This is a genomic window from Flavobacteriales bacterium (assembly GCA_026129465.1).
Classification (GTDB): Bacteria; Bacteroidota; Bacteroidia; order Flavobacteriales_F; family PHOS-HE28; genus PHOS-HE28.
Genome location: JAHCIA010000001.1, coordinates 3,347,868 through 3,363,585 on the forward strand (window position 1 = coordinate 3,347,868; position 15,718 = coordinate 3,363,585).

A 15,718-nucleotide genomic window follows, 5' to 3' on the forward strand; every position below is an offset into this window, starting at 1 on the left:
CGTCTTCGCTGATCGTCCCTCGGGGGCGATACCCTCACGTGAAGCGCCCTTCCGTTCCATGGTGCATCCATTGCATCCAACGCCCTGCCACTGCAACATCCAGCCTCGGCACTGTTCATATCCCTGTTGATGTCCGCTTGAAGCATATCGATCGCGAGGCCCCACCACCGAAGTAGTTTTCGGCATGCATCCTTGGGAGCCGCCGGTCTTCAACAGCCCCTTCGAATTGCATCGCGAGGATGGTGTGCTGCGGCTCGTCTTCACACAGGCCTCCGCGGTCGACCGATACCGGATGAAGGAATTGTTGCGCTTGACCGCGGCCTTGGACCCCATGGCGCGCGCGCCCATGCTGGTGGAATGCCGCAGTGGCCTGTCCGTGAGCGAGGAAGCGCGCGCCCTGCTGAGCCGGGCCTGTGGAGCATCGGGCCATGCGCTCGCCATCCATACCGAGGACCTCGACATGCGCCTGCAGGTGGAGCTGTTCCGCCAGGTGTACCGACCGAGGTTCGCCTTGCGCGTCTTCCGCGAGCCCGGGGAGGCGCACCGTTGGATCAGGGAGCGGGCACAGCTCGCTGAATTGGCACAGCCGACGCCCCCTGTTGAGAAACGCGGGGACATCTTGCCCGCCACGCGCCTCTGAGCGCCCATGGCACCGGTCTAATTTCACACCGTGATGTGGCGCGGACGGCTCCTCTTGACCTGTCTGTGGTCGGCCAGCTTACTGCTGTCGTCCTGGGATTCGCATGGGCAGCCTGTGCTCCGGCTCGATGGTGAAAGCAGCGGCACCACGGTGAATGTGCGCGGCACGCTGGAGGATGATCCTGCCGCCGTGCCCGCCTTCGAGGCCATCTGGCGTGGGGTGCCCGGCGCCAACGCCGTGTTCCAGTTCCGCCCGCTCACCGCCCCACGCGATGACCTGCGCCTGATGCTCGACCGCCTGGTGGAGGCCGGTGTGGGCGCCTACCTCGACAGCCGCGTGCGCTTCACCAAGACCGGCATCGCCGCCGACCTCACGGCCGAGGCCATGATGCGCGAGTTGGACGCCATGGCCCGCGCGGCCTGCGAGGAGTACGGCGCGGAGGAGGCCTTCGCCGGATTCTCGCCGCCCACCCGCCAGCAGTTGGATCGCATGCTCCGCATCGATTGGAGCCAGGCGCATCTGGGCATCGACGGTGGCGATGGGCAGGACAAATACCTGGCGATATACCGCTACGTGCGCACCCAGCGCGAGGAACTCGAACGGCAATTGCGCGCCGATCTGCTGCCGCTCGCCGCGGTGCGCGTGCTGGGGCCCAAGGAGTCGCTTCCCGGCGCCGAGTTGCGCATCAACTCCACCTGCGGCACCGTCTTCGACGAGGAGAACTTCCTCTGTGCGCTCGATCTTCAGCTGGCCGATACCGGCGGTGGTGGCATCGACCCCGCGTTGGGCCAGGCTTTTCTTCGTGCCGTTCAAGAGCGCCCTGCGGTCACGGCCGATACGCCTGTGGCCGAACCGCAGCGCATCCGCAAGCGCGACCGCTGGCTGAAGGGCGAGCTGGACAACATCAACACGCGCATCGACCGCATGGACCAGCGCAAGGAGCTGTGGGAACTGCGCGACCGCATGGACGATATCGAGGACCGCCTCACGGGTCTTGACCTGGAGATGCGCGACCTGCGCGAACAGCGGCGTCCCGAGCCGGACAATCCGATCGCCAACCTCAGCGACCTCACGCGGCGCAACCTCACCATCCGCTTCGCGCGCAATTCCGTGGCGCTCGATCCGGAGTACCGCATCCTGCTCAACGAGGTCTTCGAGCAACTGGCACGCGCGCCGCAGCACAAAGTGCTCATCACCGGCTACACCGACCGCAGCGGCGACCCCGCGCTGAACCTGCGCCTCAGTGAGCAGCGCGCCCAGGCCGTGCGCAATTATCTGCTGCAGCGCGGCATCGCCCCCGAGCGTCTGCCGGTGAACCACTACGGCGACAGCCGCAGCGTGGGGCGCAATCCCGATGAGCGGAGGGTGGAGGTGGAGTGGTTGAGGTGAGTTCAGCCACGCATGAAGCGCTGCGCGAGCAAGCCTTCGGGCGTCAGCACCCGCATCACATAAGTGCCCGGCGCCAAATGCGCCACCGGCACGGACCAGCGCCCCCCCGCCGAACGGCCTTGGGCCACGGCCCGGCCGGTGAGGTCCACAATGGTCCAATGCAGCACGGCGGCATGGGGGCCTTCCCATTCCACCTGCAAAAGGTCTTGCACGGGTGATGGGTACAGATGCAGCGCCTGCGGCGTGCCATGCTCGGCAATGCCTACCTCCCAGGGGGCGAGTTTGACGACCCATACGTCGGCTTCGCCATGGTTGCCTGTGAGGTCGCCATCGGATGACTGGCTATACCCGGTGATGACCACACTACCATCTGAAGCCGGTGCGATTCCTTCCGCCAGGTCATTTGTGCTGCCACCCATGGTGCGCTGCCATATGACCTCCAGATCTGAGGATACACATACTACCCAGACATCCAGCCCACCCAAAGGATCTGAAATGTCTCCATCCGCCGAGATCGTCCTGCCAACGACAATAGCATTGCCGGAAGGCAGCACGTTTATGCCCCCGAAGCGATCATGTGCCGTGCCTCCGAAGCATTTGGTGCCGATCAACTCCCCGGCTCCATTCAGCTTGACAATCCATGCGTCTCCGCCACCTTGATTGCCGGTGACATCACCATTATTGGAGTTGGTGTACCCAACCGCCCAGATGGAGCCATCCTGAGCCTCTTTCACATCGTAGAGAAATTCGTTGCCCAATCCGCCAACGCATCGCTGCCAGATGATATCCCCTTCGGCATCCACCTTCATGACCCAACCTGTGGTACTGGGTACAGGTTCAGCATAGTAGGGATTGTTGCCGACGAGGTCCCCGTCGTTGGAACTCGTCTGGCCCACAATGATGCTACCTCCCGCATTGGAGGCGATGACCCGCAAGCCCCCATCACTTTGACTTCCTCCGTAGCACCGGCTCCATATCGTATTGCCTGCGTTGTCGGTCTTGACCAGCAACATATCTGAGAGGCCATGATTGCCCACCGCATCGCCATCGCTTGAAGTGCTGCTTGCGCAGATCAGGAATCCGTCCTCAAAAGTCAAAATGGAATAGAGGATATCGAACCCTGATCCGCCCAAGCATCGCTGCCACTCGATCTCCCCGTTGGATTCTAGCTTGACCAGCCAGATCCGCGGCCCGTTGGATCCCGGGCATTCAACATCACCATCAAATGATGAAGTGGATCCCCCTATAATGTAACCGCCATCAGAAGTTGCGTGGATCACGGCCACATTCTCCTCCCACTCGCTTCCTCCGTAGCAACGCTGCCAATCCATGCTACCGTCCCCCTGTAGCTTGATGACCCATATGTCGCTGAGACCATGATGGCCAGAGATGTCACCGTCATTGGAGTCCGTACGCCCTGCAATGACGTAGCCGCCATCGCTGGTGGGGGAGATACAATGGCCCGCATCGTGCATGCTGCCGCCATAGTTGAACTGCCACAGGATGGTGGGAGGCGTTTGTGCCGCCAGGTACGGAAAGCCACTGGTAGACATGAGGAGGGCCGCCACAGCAATCAAGAGTGGGCACCTCATGGTCAGTTTTGTTTGATGAAGCGGCGGGTATGGACTTCATTGTGGCGGCGCAATAGCAAGCAATAAGCGCCCGCTCTAAGTTGGCCAACTGGCATGCGCACCAACCGCTGTGCTCCCATGGCTTCGGAGATCACCTTGCGCCCAAGAGCGTCAATGATCGTCAGCTCCCAACCGGGTGCGGCCAGGTCACCAATATCGATGGTGAGCATGTCGCTGGCAGGATTGGGGTATACCACGATACCATTTCCACTGATGACTTCATCAGTGCTCACTGTGCTTGGTCCCCAGCAGTCACCATCGACCACCAATAGCGAGTAGGCAGTGCGAAGCTCGCCGGGCACCGCCGGGAACCATTCGTTCACTACAATGCTGTTGTCTGTACTGTTAAGGATGAACCAGGTACTCGTGGTTGCTGTAACATCCACTGAGTTGCCATTGATGACGAACACGTAGTTGGCCCAGGTCCGGCCGTTCACCACGGATCCGCTTCCATGAGTGCCAATCGTCGAGCTTTCGCGCCCCCAGGAGCCACCCGGGACGATGATCTCGGCTGTGATCGGGAATCCATCAAAGTACTCATGTGTCACCATGACGCGATAGGCGTTGTACTCCCCGTGCGGAAGCCCCAAGAGGTTGTTCGGAGGAATAGTGATGACTTCGTTGGAGAATTGTTGTGAATCGGTCGATAGTGGTGCGCTGGAATGGACCACACAATGCGGGGCGGTTACAAGTTCCAATGCCGCTCCAGCATCCAGGCGGCCGTGACCGTGGTAGTCATCGTAGCCCACTTGATAGTCTTCATAAGGAGGCCATTCCGTTTCCAAGTCGAAGATGTCCTTGGCACTCTGCTCCAGAATATGTTCGATATCCTCGGGCGCTAGTCCATTGGGCGCCCCGTTGATCACGCTATGCTCAGCGAGCATTAACGCCGCAACACCCGCCACATGAGGCGCGGCCGAGGAAGTGCCTTGGAAACAGGCATATTTCTGAGGGAATCCGAATGTTTCCCATGGCAGGTCATTGCAGTTGAGTGCGCTTGGCAACGAACCGCCAAGTGCCGTGAATACGATGTTGCTGCTGCCTGGCGCCACGAGGTCTAAGCCAAAGTGATGATTGGAGTTGATGGGGACGCCATTGGTGTTGTTGCTCTCGGATAATAATTGCCGTCCATCATCGCCGGTGGCTCCAACACTTAACATGACACCGTCGCCGATGATCCCATGGGGACCATCGGGATGTTCGGCGAACGCAGATGGCAAGGCTCGAAAGACGGATTGGTCGACACCGTAATTCCCATGAGAGGCGGCTATGGCACAGTGATTCTGATTGGCGGTAAGTACAGCCTCCGCAAGTAGTATCGGATACGGCTGGGAGGGTGGTGGGTGGTCGGCTCCCCAACTAATGTTGAGTACATGGCATCCGAAGCCGTTGTTGCTGCCAGAGTTCTGCGAGGAGCCATTCACAACAGCTGCAGCAGCGATATCAAGCTCGAGATAATTTGTACCTCCACCAACTACAAGTGGCACGATGGAGGCGCCTGTGTTCCCAGTGCCATTCACATCGCCCCCGGCGATACCAGCGACGCCGATTCCATTGTTCCTTAGCGAACCGACTATGCTCGCGCAAGCTGTTCCATGCCAGCCACTGGCATTATAGGTTCCGAGGGTTGGAAGAATTTCTACTCCCGGAGGATGGTAATCATATCCGCTTAAGATCTTGGTTTGGCCCTGGTATATGAAATCCTCATGGTCCCAGTTTATTGGCGTGTCCACGATCCCCACTTTGATGAAAGGTTGTCCGGCCTGGATGGCCCATGCGGGTTCGATGTTGATGTGCGCATCAGGATACTCTGCCTTGGGCTTCAGGCTGCTTTGCCACCCTTCGTCGTAGATGGGATCGTTCGTGTAGAACTGAAAGAGCAAATTGGTGTGGGTATAAGCCAAATGATGGTAAAGCGAACGGAGGCTATCGCAAGCCTCCACCGGCTCCATCCCGCCGGTCTCCATGCCGAATACGCTCCAGAACTTAGGAAGGCGCAGCTCCTCGCCCAGGCGGCTGACGGAGATGCTGTCGGCGCGCGTCCAGGTCAGGAAGGTCTTCACTACGCGCAGGCGTGAAGCGGCCACGCCCAGCTTGGCGGCGATGGCGCCCGCCACACTGTCCGGCACCAGCTTGTCCAGCGTGGTGTGCTGCATGTTCTTGTTGTCCACGAAGGCGGTGTCCAGCAGGTGCGGCCGGAACTTCACGATCACCTCTCGGTCCAGGTAGAGCGGGTTGCCCAGGCTGTCCAGCACGGCATCATGGTCCTTGGTGTACACATCGTATTTGATGGTGGTGTACGCGGTGCCGCCGCCGGGGGTGGCGGTCTGCCCGCTCGCATAGAACACGCCGTTGCTGCCCATGGTCAGGGCCAGCGCCTTGTCATCGCCCTGCTCCGAGCCGTGCAGCGTGGACCAGAGCAGGGTGCCGTTGGCGGCATAGCGCACGGTGGCGTATTGGAGGTTGGTGATGCTGGGTGCGGCACCGGTGACCACCACACCGCCTGCGGTGGACACGGCCATCTTGGTGGCCTGCGCCTGCCAGGTGCCGCTGTGCGGGCGGAAGGGCGGAACATGTGACAGGGTTGGGATATCCAAGGTAGGTATTCGCGTTGAGCAGCGACCATGGATGCCTGACCATTCGGTATCATTTCTATACGATCCCGGGATGATCGATCACCGGATTAACCAAATGGTTAAACTTGCACCGCCGCCCGCCCATGGCCATGGAAACAACCACCGAGGAACGTATCCTGGATGCCGCCCGCAGCGTGTTCCTGCGCAAGGGCATGATGGGCACGCGCATGCAGGAGGTGGCCGATGAGGCCGGGATCAACAAGGCGCTGCTGCACTACTACTTCCGCAACAAGCAACAGCTGTTCGAGGAGGTCTTTTGCGTGTGCGGCAAGCATGGCATGCAGGGCGTGTGGGAGGAACTCACCCGGGACAGGCCCCTGTTCGACAACATCAGGGCCTTTGTGCTGGCCTTCCACACCGCCATCGAGCGCGAGCCGCTCTTCCCGCATTTCCTGCTGAACGAATTGCAACGCGACCCCCAGCACCTGTTGAAGCTGGTGGACCTGGGCAAGGGCGCGCGCCAGATCTTCTTCCAGCAGGTGATGGCGGCCCAGGAGCGCGGCGAGATCATCGCTATCGATCCGCGGCAACTGATGGTGAACATCATGGCCTGGTGCCAGTTCCCTCATGTGGCCAGCCCGGTCATCAAGCACGTGGGTGGCATGGACCAGAAAGCTTTCAAACAATTCCTACAGGAGCGCAGCACGCTGGTGGCCGAGCTCATCATCCGATCCATACGCGCATGAATGACCTTTTGAAGAGAAGGATCACCGTGGTGCTGGGCCTGCTGCTCGTGGTGGGTGGCGTGGTCACCTGCAACAAGCTGGGCGCGAGCCGCAAGTCGCCCGAACGCCGAGCCGACGCGGTGGAGGCGCTGGCGGTACGCACGATCAAGGCGAAGAACGGGCCCGTCGGGCTCCGTATCCCCATCACCGGCCGGCTGCGCGCCACGGGCCGCATGCTCATCAACGCCGAGGTGGGTGGCACGTTGCGCAACAATGGCAGACCCTTCCGAGAGGGCTACACCTTCCGCCAAGGCGAGGTGCTGCTGCGGATCGACGACGGCGAGGTGCGCGCCCAGGTGAACGCCCAGCAGAGCGCCTTCCTGCGCACGCTGGTGCAGTTGGTGCCCGACCTGAAGTACGACCTGCCCGCCGTGGCCGCCAAGTGGGAGGCCTACCTGAGGAGCGTACCGGTGGATGGCCAACTGCCGCCACTTCCCGCCATGGACAACGAGCAGGAGCGCAACTACCTCGCGGGCCGCGGTGTGCTGGACCAGTACTACGGCATTCGGGCGCTCTACGAAAGGCTGGCGAAGTATGTGATCACGGCTCCGTTCGATGGCGTGGTCGTCGCCGCATTCGCCGAGCCGGGCACCATCGTCACGCCGGGCACAAGGCTGGGCGAGTACATCGCACCGGGCTCCCTGGAACTGGAAACGGCCATCGCGGCGAGTGAGCTGCACTTCATACGCGTGGGGGATACGCTGCGCCTCTCCAGCACAGAAGGTCCCGGCGTTTGGACCGGCCGCATCATCCGTTTGGGCGAACAGATCGATCCCGCCACCCAGACAGTGAAGCTTTTCGCCCAAGTGGGCGGTGATGGATCGCGCGACGGCATGTACATGAGCGGCACCATCGAGGCCGGTGCGTTGGACGCTGCGGTATCCGTGCCGCGCCATGCGCTGCTGCCCGATGCCACGCTCTACATCGTGCGCGACTCGCTGCTGCGCAAAGCGCCCGTGGAGGTGCTGCACCAGGGCGTGGAGCTGGCCATCGTGCGCGGCCTGCAGGATGAGGATGTGGTGGTGACCGACCGCCTCAGCGCGGCCTACGAGGGCATGCGTGTGGCGGCCATCGGCAACGGAGAACCCGCACGGCCATGATGCGCTCCTTCGTCGGCTGGTTCATACGCTACCCGGTGACGGTGGACACCCTGATGGTGCTCATCCTCATCTTCGGCTTCTTCGGACTGAAGAACACCCGATCGAGCTTTTTCCCCGAGGTGGAGAGCCGCCAGGTGCAGGTGCGCATCATCTTCCCGGGCGCCGCACCGGAAGAGGTGGAGGAAGGCGTGGTGCTGCGCATCGAGAACGACATCAAGGGCATCACCGGCATCGAGCGCATCAGCAGCGTGAGCCAGGAGAACGGCGGGCTGATCACTGTGGACGCCATCAAGGGCTACGACACCGATGTGCTGTTGCAGGACGTGAAGAACGCGGTGGACCGCATACCCCAGCTGCCCGAGGGCATGGAACCCATCCGCACCTTCAAGCTGGAGAACCTGCAGCCGGCCTTCAGCTTCGCGATCGTCGCCGATGGCGTCGCCGACCTCGCCGTCCTGAAGCACGCAGCGCGCCGTGTGGAGCAGGACCTGCGCAGCATCGAGGGCATCAGCAAGGTCACCCTCACCGGTTTTCCCGAGGAGGAGATCGAGGTGGCCTTCCGCGAGGAGTCGTTGCGCGCCTACGGACTCACCTTCTCACAGGCCGCCGCCATGGTGCGCGCCGCCAACCTGGAACTCACCGGGGGAAAGGTGAAGACCAGCGACGAGGAACTGCTGATCCGCGTGCGCGACCGGCGCAACGTGGCCGAGGGTTTGCGCGGCATACCCTTGGTGTCCGCACCGGACGGACGCATCGTGCGGCTGGGCGATGTGGCCAACGTGCGCGACACCTGGGCCGACGATCCTGCGCGCAGCTACATCAATGGCAAGCCCGCCGTGGTGGTGGGCGTCAGCAGCACGGTGAGCGAGGACATCCTCGGCATCGCCGACAAGACGCGCGCCTACATGGAGGAGTACAACACGCGCAACACCGCGCTGCGCGCCGTGCTCGTGCAGGACAGCACCATCGTGCTCCGCCAACGCATCGACATGCTCACCAAGAACGGCCTGCAGGGCTTCTTCCTGGTGCTCATCCTGCTCGCGCTTTTCCTCAACCTGCGACTGGCCTTCTGGGTGGCGCTCAGCATACCGGTCGCTTTCGCCGGCATGTTCATCCTCTCGCCCGGCTTCATCACCATCAACGTGCTCAGCCTCTTCGGGATGATCCTGGTGGTGGGCATCCTGGTGGACGATGGCATCGTGATCTGCGAAAGCATCTACCAGGAGTACGAGAAGGGCCTGCCGCCGGTGGAAGCCGCCATCGTGGGCACTCAGAAGGTCATCACCGCGGTGATCAGCGCTGTGCTCACCACGGTGGCCGCCTTCAGCACCTTCTTCTACCTCGAGGGCCGGCTGGGCGAGTTCGCTCCGGCACTCGCCTTCGTGGTCATTGCCACCCTGGCCTTCTCGCTCCTGGAAGGCGGGATCATCCTGCCCGCGCACGTGGCGCACAGCAAGGGTCTGCACCGGGGCCGCAAGAACCGCCTGGAGGCCTTCATGGACGGCGGCATGACCCGGCTGCGCGACAAGGTCTACGGACCCTTCCTGGAATGGGCATTGGCCAACCGCATGCTCACCATCGGCATCGGCTTCTTCTTCCTCGCGGTCACCGTGGGCGCCATAGGCGCGGGCACGATCAAGACCACCTTCTTCCCGGTGATCGAACGCGACGACGTGCAGGTGGAACTGGAGATGGTGGCCGGCACGCGCGAGCACATCGTGAACGCCGAGCTGGACCGCATCGAGGCGCTCGCCTGGGCCGTGAACAAGGAGTTGAGCGCGCAGCGCGAAGACAGCCTGCAACTCGTGCTGCGCATCCAGCGGACATTGGGCCCGCGGCCGGAGCAAGGCTTCCTCAATATCGTGCTGCTCGACGGCGAGCGGCGCAACATGCGCTCCGAGGTGGTCACCAACATGATCCGCGAACGGGTGGGGAACATTCCGGGTGCGACCAACGTGTCGTTCGGCCTGCGCAGTCCGTTCGGCAAGCCGGTTTCGGTATCGTTGCGCGGCCATGATCTGGTGCAGCTCAACGCTGCCAAGGCGGAGTTGCGCACCGAGATGGAACGTCTGCCGATCCTGCGCGATGTGGTGGACAGCGACAAGCCCGGCGACCGCGAAGTGGTCTTGCGGCTGAAGCAGAAGGCCCACATGCTGGGACTCACCACGGCCGAGGTGATGCAGCAGGTGCGTCAGGGCTTCTTCGGACAGGAGGCGCAGCGCGTGCAGCGGGGCGAGGACGAGATCAAGGTGTGGGTGCGGTTGGGTGAGGAGGGACGCGCCTCGCTGCGCGACCTGGAGGACATGCGCATCCGCACTCCGGATGGCCGGGCCATCCCCTTGAGCGAACTGGCCACCTACCACATCGAGCGCGGCATCCGGGCGATCAACCACCTCGATGGCCGCCGCGAAGTGCGCGTGGAGGCTGACATGGCCGGGGCCAACCTCAGCAGCACCGATGCGCAGGCGCTGATCCGCAGCGAGGTGTTGCCGCCGATCCTGGCCAGGTACCCCGAGATCCGTTACAGTTTCGAGGGCCAGGGCGAGCAGAGTCGGAAGGTGGGCGAGTCGGCGCAGCGCATCCTGCCCATCACCCTGCTGATCATGTTCGCCATCATGGTCTTCGCGCTGCGCTCCTTCTGGCAGATGGTGATGATCGTGCTGGGCATTCCATTCGCCTTGATCGGCGTGGGCTGGGGCCATTGGATCCACGGTGTGCAGATGAGCCTCTTCAGTTTCTTCGGCATCGTGGCACTCATCGGCGTGATGGTGAACGACTCGTTGGTGCTGCTCACCACCTTCAACGGCAACCTCAAGGAGGGTATGACCTTCCGTGAAGCGCTTGTCACCGCGGCCCGCTCGCGCCTCCGTCCCATCCTGCTCACCACGCTCACCACCGTGGCCGGCCTGCTGCCGCTCATCTTCAACCGCACCTTCCAGGCGCAGTTCATCATCCCCATGGCCATCTCCGTGGCCTATGGTCTCATGCTCGCCACCTTCGTCACGCTGGTGGTGCTGCCCGTTTGCATCACCGCGATGAACGACCTGCGCCGTGGTGTCTTCCGCCTTTGGAACATGCGCACGGCCACACCCGAGGAGCTCGAACCCGCCATCAAGGAACTGCCCTATGAACGCCTGGAAGAAACGCGCGGCTGAGACGATCGCGATGCTGTGCATGGCGCCCCCGGCGATGGCGCAGGACACCCTTTCCCTGGTGGACGCCGTGGCGTTGGCACTGGCGAACGAACACGGCATCCGCATGGCGCGCAACGAGGCGGCCATCGCCGAACGCTTCGCCACGGCCGGCAACGCGGGCCTGCTGCCGCGCATCGACCTCAGCGGACGCGGCACTTGGTCCAACCAGTACACCCGGCTCGACTTCATCGAGGGCATCCCCGATGTGGAGCGCGAAGGGGTGGAGAACACCCTGCTCAGTGGCACACTCGGGCTGACCTGGACGCTCTTCGACGGCATGGGGTCGTACTACGCCCTGGAGCGCGCCCGCATCGACGCCGAGTTGGCGGACCTGCGCACGCGCGCCCAGGTGGAGGGAACCGTGGGCGCGGTGGTGGCCTTGTATTTCGCCTTGGCCGGTCTGTCGGAGGACGTGGCCATCACGCAACGCCTGCTGGAGATCTCGCAGGACCGCTACCAACGTCTGGAGGATCGCGCGGCGCTCGGTGGCGCCGGCCGGCTGGAGGTGCTGAACGCCCTGGTGGACCTGCGGGCCGACAGCGCCAGCTTCGTTTTGTCCACACAGCGGCTCCAACGCACAGGCCATGACCTGAACGTGCTGTTGGGCCGGTCGCCCGTATCGGCGCTGCATGTGGCGCGGGCCGTGTCCTTCGCCGACGGGTTGGACCAGGAGCGCCTGGTGTCCGAGGCCCTGTCGCGCAATGTGGAATTGCAGATGGCTCTCCGGGCGGAGCGTGTGGCGCAGGTGGAAGCGCGGCAGGCGAAGAGCGTGCTGTGGCCGCGGCTCGATCTGAACGCGGGCTACGGCATCACGGACCAGCAGAACGAAGTGGGCATCATCCTGGGCACTTACAACCGGGGTCTCAACGCGGGCCTCACCGCGAGTGTGCCCTTGTTCGACGGAGGCCGGGTGCGCACCCGCGTGGAGAGCGCGAAGCTGCGCGCCGAGAACGCGGCGCTGGCCGGTGAGCAGGCGCGCTTGCAGGTGGAGCGTGACGTGCGCAACGCCTTCACCGCCTGGGCCGCACAGCGCAAGGTGTACCGCATCCAGGGACAGGCCGTGGAGACCGCCCGCATCAACTTCGAGCGCACCAGTGAGCTTTTCTACGCCGGCCAGCTCACGGGATTGCAGTTCCGCCAGGCGCAGTTGGACCTGGCCAATGCCGAGCGGCAGGCCGTGGTGGCCGGTTTCGATACCAAGGTGGCGGAGATGCTGCTTCTGCAGGCCAGTGGTGGCCTGTTGGACGCGCTGGGCGCGGCCGATTAGACCTCTTCGATCTCCGGCTGGGGTTCTCGCGGAATGCGGAAGACCACCTCGAAGGTGGTGCCTCCGTTGGTGCGCATGTGGAAGGATCCGTCCAACTGGTCGGCGAGCGCTTCCACGATCTCCAGGCCCAGCTTGCCAGGACCATCGGCATGGCCCGGCTGCAGGCCCTTGCCGTTGTCCCTCACGATCAGGCGGTGCAGATCGCCTTCGACGAGCTGCACCTGGATCTCGATATGTCCGCCGGTGGCATAGGGGAAGGCGTGCATATAGGCGTTGCCCACCAGTTCGCAGAGCATGATGCCCAGGTTGATCGCCGTGTCCTGGTCGCAGCGGATCTCCGCGCAGCGCACCTCGTGGCTCACGGTGCCGCTCGCCGGCTTGAAGGTGTTGGACAACTCCCGCATCAGGTCATTGATGAACTGCTCCATGTCAACACGGCGCAGGTCCTGCAGTCCATAAAGCTTGTGATGCACCAGCGCCATGAGGTCGATGCGCCGTTTGCCGCGCAGGAACTCGTCGCGTATGGGCCCATCGTCCAGACGAGCGGCCTGGAGATTCAACAGGCTGCTGACCACCTGCAGGTTGTTCTTCACGCGGTGGTGCACTTCGCGGTTGAGCACTTCGCGTTCGCCCAGGGCCTTGGCGAGGCGTTTCTCCTGCGTACGGCTGCGGTACGCCTGCCGCCGGAGTGTCTCTTCTTCGCGCTGCCTGCCGAGCCAGAGCGCGGCCAGGAGTCCGGCCACGATCAGGAGCAGCACGGCCATCGTCACCAGGCCCACACCCATCCCGCTCGATCCCGCGGTGCCGGAGATATCAAGCACGGTGACGATGAAAAGTGTTTCTCCATTGAGCTGGTAGGGGCCCACCGCTGCCAAGTGGCGCGCACCCTGCACGGTGAACTCAAAGGTGCTTCGTGTCTTGTCCGCACGCCATGCCGATGTGGCGGCCAGTCCGGCCTCACGCAGCCGCGTCACTTCACCGCCTTCGGCGAGGTTGAGCACATGTCCGTCGCCATCCAGAAGGATGGAGCCGTGCCTGCTGATCGGTGTGGGCCAGGCATCGAGCCAGCGCGAACGCGCCAGATCGACCTTCATCGTCAGGATGCGGAATGGCCGGTCCTCACGTGGATCGCGGAAGAGCTGGGCCGCCTTCAGCCGAACCCCGGGATCTTCGGGTTCGCCGGCCAGATGCCACACGGGACTGTCGCCAGAATTCTCCAGCGCCTTGCTGAACGAGGTGCGCGTGCGGGGGTCTCGCGATCCGGTGAGCGTGTCGCACTTGCCGATGACAAGGGCTTCCGAGGGACCGTTCACCCGGCATACCGTGGGCCCCACTTTCCGCGACCCTTCGGAGACATGGCGGTAGAGGAGTCCTTCATCCTGGCGCAGCAGGGTGTGTTCGTTGCCCAGTTCGTCGGCCACGGCGATCGAAACGATGGGCCAGTGCGTGTCCATCAACGGCCGCCACCGGCCCACCAGCCCGGCCACATCATGTTCCTGCCAACCGGCCATGGCCTGGGTCTCCTCGCGCAGGTCCTCGGCCACTTCCATGATGAAGGCATCGATGCGCACACGCGTGAGGCGATCGGCCTGTTCCAGGGCATTGAGGGCATCGGCGCGACGGCGTTCGGCATCGACACGGGCCATCAGCGCCACCAGCACGAGGCCCAGCAGGAGCAACGCCCCCATGGCCGCCAGCAGGCGCCTGTCGGTCCGTGGATCCCGCTTCATCGGCACACGTCGCCCACGATCCGCGTGTGGGTCAGCTCCACCGCGCTGTCGTTGCTCTTGATCTGTTCGGTGGTGAGCCGCTCCGGAATGAAATAGATGCCGTTGAGCTTGCCATTGAGCGTCTGTCCCACCCGGATGCAGGTGTCCGCGCTCAACGATTCCACGGTGCGGCCCTGGTAGTAAAGGTCGATCACCAGCTCCAGGCGTTTGTCCTCCTGTGCGGTGTTCACCAGTTTCAGCAATAGTTCGCTGGGTTTGCCGGTGGGGTGCGCCCAGCGGTAGGAGACCTCCACGCCCTCATGCACGCCCTTGAACACGTAGGCCTTGGGGGCGCACGCGGCCAGGGTGATCACGATGGGGATGAGCAGAAGACGATTCATGCGTGCAAGGTACCGAGGATGCCGATGGCGCGATCGATCGCCGCATCGTCCACCTCCAGGTGGGTGACCATGCGCACCTGTGAAGGCCCGATGGCGAAGCAACGCAGGCCAAGCTTCTCCAAGGCGGCCACCTGCGACCGGGCATCGTGGCCGGCGGTGAGGTCGTAGATGATGATATTGGTGTCCACGGGCATCAGACGCGCGCACCAAGGCATGCCCGCGATGGCCCCACCCAGGCGTTGCGCCCGCGCATGATCGTCCTTCAGGCGTTCCACTTGGTGCCGCAAGGCGAAGAGGCCCGCCGCCGCGAGAATGCCGGCCTGCCGCATGCCGCCACCGAAGCGCTTGCGCACACGCCGCGCCTGATGGATGAAGGCGGCACCACCCGTGAGCAAGCTGCCCACCGGTGCGCCCAGTCCCTTGCTCAGGCAGATGGAGATGCTCGGGCAGAGACCGCCCCAGCGCCGCGGCGAGGATCCGTCCACCGCCATGGCGTTGAACAGTCGCGCGCCATCCAGGTGCAGCGACAGGCCGTTCGCGTCGCAGGCCGCACGGATGCGCTCCACTTCCGCGATGTCCCAAATGGCACCGCCGCCCCGGTTCACCGTGTTCTCGATCACCACCAAGCGGCTGTGGGCGAGATAGGCGGCGTTTCGGTCGTTCACGGCCGCGATGACATCCTCCGCCGTGAAACGCCCCCTGTCCGCGGGCAGGTGCTTCACGCTGCAGCCGCTGTTGGCCATCATCCCGCCACCTTCATAGCGGTACACGTGCGCACCCTCCTCGCACAGCACTTCGTCGCCCGGTCGTGTGTGCACATTCATCGCGATCTGGTTCGTCATGGTGCCACTGGGGCAGAACAGCGCGGCGTCATGGCCGAAGAGGTCGGCGGCATGTTCCTCCAACGCGTTGACGGTGGGGTCCTCACCGAAGACATCATCGCCCACCTCGGCGCGCAGCATGGCGTCGCGCATGGCGGGGGTGGGGCGTGTGACCGTATCGGAGCGCAGGTCGATGATGTCCATC

11 protein-coding genes are annotated in these 15,718 nt (G+C 63.5%); 6 read left to right on the top strand and 5 right to left on the bottom strand.

The features are described 5' to 3' along the window. The first annotated feature begins 184 nt into the window (after positions 1–184). Positions 185–640, top strand: a complete 456-nt coding sequence (locus tag KIT10_14135; GenBank protein ID MCW5900400.1) for a hypothetical protein — start codon at positions 185–187, stop codon at positions 638–640. 33 nt (positions 641–673) lie between these two features. Further along, complete coding sequence (locus KIT10_14140) at positions 674–2,029, top strand: OmpA family protein (protein ID MCW5900401.1); 1,356 nt, start codon at positions 674–676, stop codon at positions 2,027–2,029. A 2-nt stretch (positions 2,030–2,031) separates the two neighbouring features. Here KIT10_14140 and KIT10_14145 read toward each other — a convergent pair whose 3' ends face one another. Together KIT10_14145 and KIT10_14150 are read right to left on the bottom strand one after the other, a co-directional pair. Next, positions 2,032–3,621: a T9SS type A sorting domain-containing protein gene (locus KIT10_14145; protein MCW5900402.1), complete on the bottom strand. Its 1,590-nt coding sequence runs from the start codon at positions 3,619–3,621 to the stop codon at positions 2,032–2,034. 2 nt (positions 3,622–3,623) lie between these two features. Beyond that, positions 3,624–6,182 (bottom strand): S8 family serine peptidase, encoded by a 2,559-nt coding sequence (locus KIT10_14150; protein ID MCW5900403.1) that lies wholly within the window; start codon positions 6,180–6,182, stop codon positions 3,624–3,626. A 203-nt stretch (positions 6,183–6,385) separates the two neighbouring features. On the opposite strand from KIT10_14150, the gene KIT10_14155 reads away from it, so the two are divergent. Genes KIT10_14155 through KIT10_14170 form a run of 4 tightly spaced genes read left to right on the top strand, consistent with a single transcriptional unit; the run spans position 6,386 to position 12,582 of the window. Continuing rightward, positions 6,386–6,982: a TetR/AcrR family transcriptional regulator gene (locus KIT10_14155; GenBank protein MCW5900404.1), complete on the top strand. Its 597-nt coding sequence runs from the start codon at positions 6,386–6,388 to the stop codon at positions 6,980–6,982. Beyond that, positions 6,979–8,121 carry an HlyD family efflux transporter periplasmic adaptor subunit gene (locus KIT10_14160; protein MCW5900405.1) on the top strand — a complete coding sequence of 381 codons (1,143 nt, stop codon included), beginning with the start codon at positions 6,979–6,981 and terminating at the stop codon, positions 8,119–8,121. Before KIT10_14155 ends, KIT10_14160 begins: the two co-directional genes overlap by 4 nt. Next, positions 8,118–11,276 carry an efflux RND transporter permease subunit gene (locus KIT10_14165; GenBank protein MCW5900406.1) on the top strand — a complete coding sequence of 1,053 codons (3,159 nt, stop codon included), beginning with the start codon at positions 8,118–8,120 and terminating at the stop codon, positions 11,274–11,276. The genes KIT10_14160 and KIT10_14165 overlap by 4 nt, the downstream gene beginning before the upstream one ends. Continuing rightward, positions 11,248–12,582 carry a TolC family protein gene (locus KIT10_14170; protein ID MCW5900407.1) on the top strand — a complete coding sequence of 445 codons (1,335 nt, stop codon included), beginning with the start codon at positions 11,248–11,250 and terminating at the stop codon, positions 12,580–12,582. Before KIT10_14165 ends, KIT10_14170 begins: the two co-directional genes overlap by 29 nt. Here KIT10_14170 and KIT10_14175 read toward each other — a convergent pair. The 3 genes from KIT10_14175 to KIT10_14185 are packed head-to-tail and all read right to left on the bottom strand — an operon-like array spanning position 12,579 to position 15,717. Beyond that, entirely contained in the window at positions 12,579–14,312 is a 1,734-nt protein-coding gene (locus KIT10_14175) for a sensor histidine kinase (protein MCW5900408.1), read from the bottom strand. The genes KIT10_14170 and KIT10_14175 overlap by 4 nt on opposite strands. Beyond that, positions 14,309–14,692 carry a hypothetical protein gene (locus KIT10_14180; GenBank protein MCW5900409.1) on the bottom strand — a complete coding sequence of 128 codons (384 nt, stop codon included), beginning with the start codon at positions 14,690–14,692 and terminating at the stop codon, positions 14,309–14,311. Before KIT10_14180 ends, KIT10_14175 begins: the two co-directional genes overlap by 4 nt. After that, positions 14,689–15,717: a threonine aldolase gene (locus KIT10_14185; protein ID MCW5900410.1), complete on the bottom strand. Its 1,029-nt coding sequence runs from the start codon at positions 15,715–15,717 to the stop codon at positions 14,689–14,691. The genes KIT10_14180 and KIT10_14185 overlap by 4 nt, the downstream gene beginning before the upstream one ends. Position 15,718 lies beyond the last annotated feature (1 nt).

Bases quoted from the DNA above. Each gene is read 5' to 3' on its own strand.
- KIT10_14135 (MCW5900400.1), top strand. From the start codon at position 185: ATGCATCCTTGGGAGCCGCCGGTCTTCAACAGCCCCTTCGAATTGCAT.
- KIT10_14140 (MCW5900401.1), top strand. From the start codon at position 674: ATGTGGCGCGGACGGCTCCTCTTGACCTGTCTGTGGTCGGCCAGCTTA.
- KIT10_14145 (MCW5900402.1), bottom strand. From the start codon at position 3,621: ATGAGGTGCCCACTCTTGATTGCTGTGGCGGCCCTCCTCATGTCTACC.
- KIT10_14150 (MCW5900403.1), bottom strand. From the start codon at position 6,182: ATGGCCGTGTCCACCGCAGGCGGTGTGGTGGTCACCGGTGCCGCACCC.
- KIT10_14155 (MCW5900404.1), top strand. From the start codon at position 6,386: ATGGAAACAACCACCGAGGAACGTATCCTGGATGCCGCCCGCAGCGTG.
- KIT10_14160 (MCW5900405.1), top strand. From the start codon at position 6,979: ATGAATGACCTTTTGAAGAGAAGGATCACCGTGGTGCTGGGCCTGCTG.
- KIT10_14165 (MCW5900406.1), top strand. From the start codon at position 8,118: ATGATGCGCTCCTTCGTCGGCTGGTTCATACGCTACCCGGTGACGGTG.
- KIT10_14170 (MCW5900407.1), top strand. From the start codon at position 11,248: ATGAACGCCTGGAAGAAACGCGCGGCTGAGACGATCGCGATGCTGTGC.
- KIT10_14175 (MCW5900408.1), bottom strand. From the start codon at position 14,312: ATGAAGCGGGATCCACGGACCGACAGGCGCCTGCTGGCGGCCATGGGG.
- KIT10_14180 (MCW5900409.1), bottom strand. From the start codon at position 14,692: ATGAATCGTCTTCTGCTCATCCCCATCGTGATCACCCTGGCCGCGTGC.
- KIT10_14185 (MCW5900410.1), bottom strand. From the start codon at position 15,717: ATGGACATCATCGACCTGCGCTCCGATACGGTCACACGCCCCACCCCC.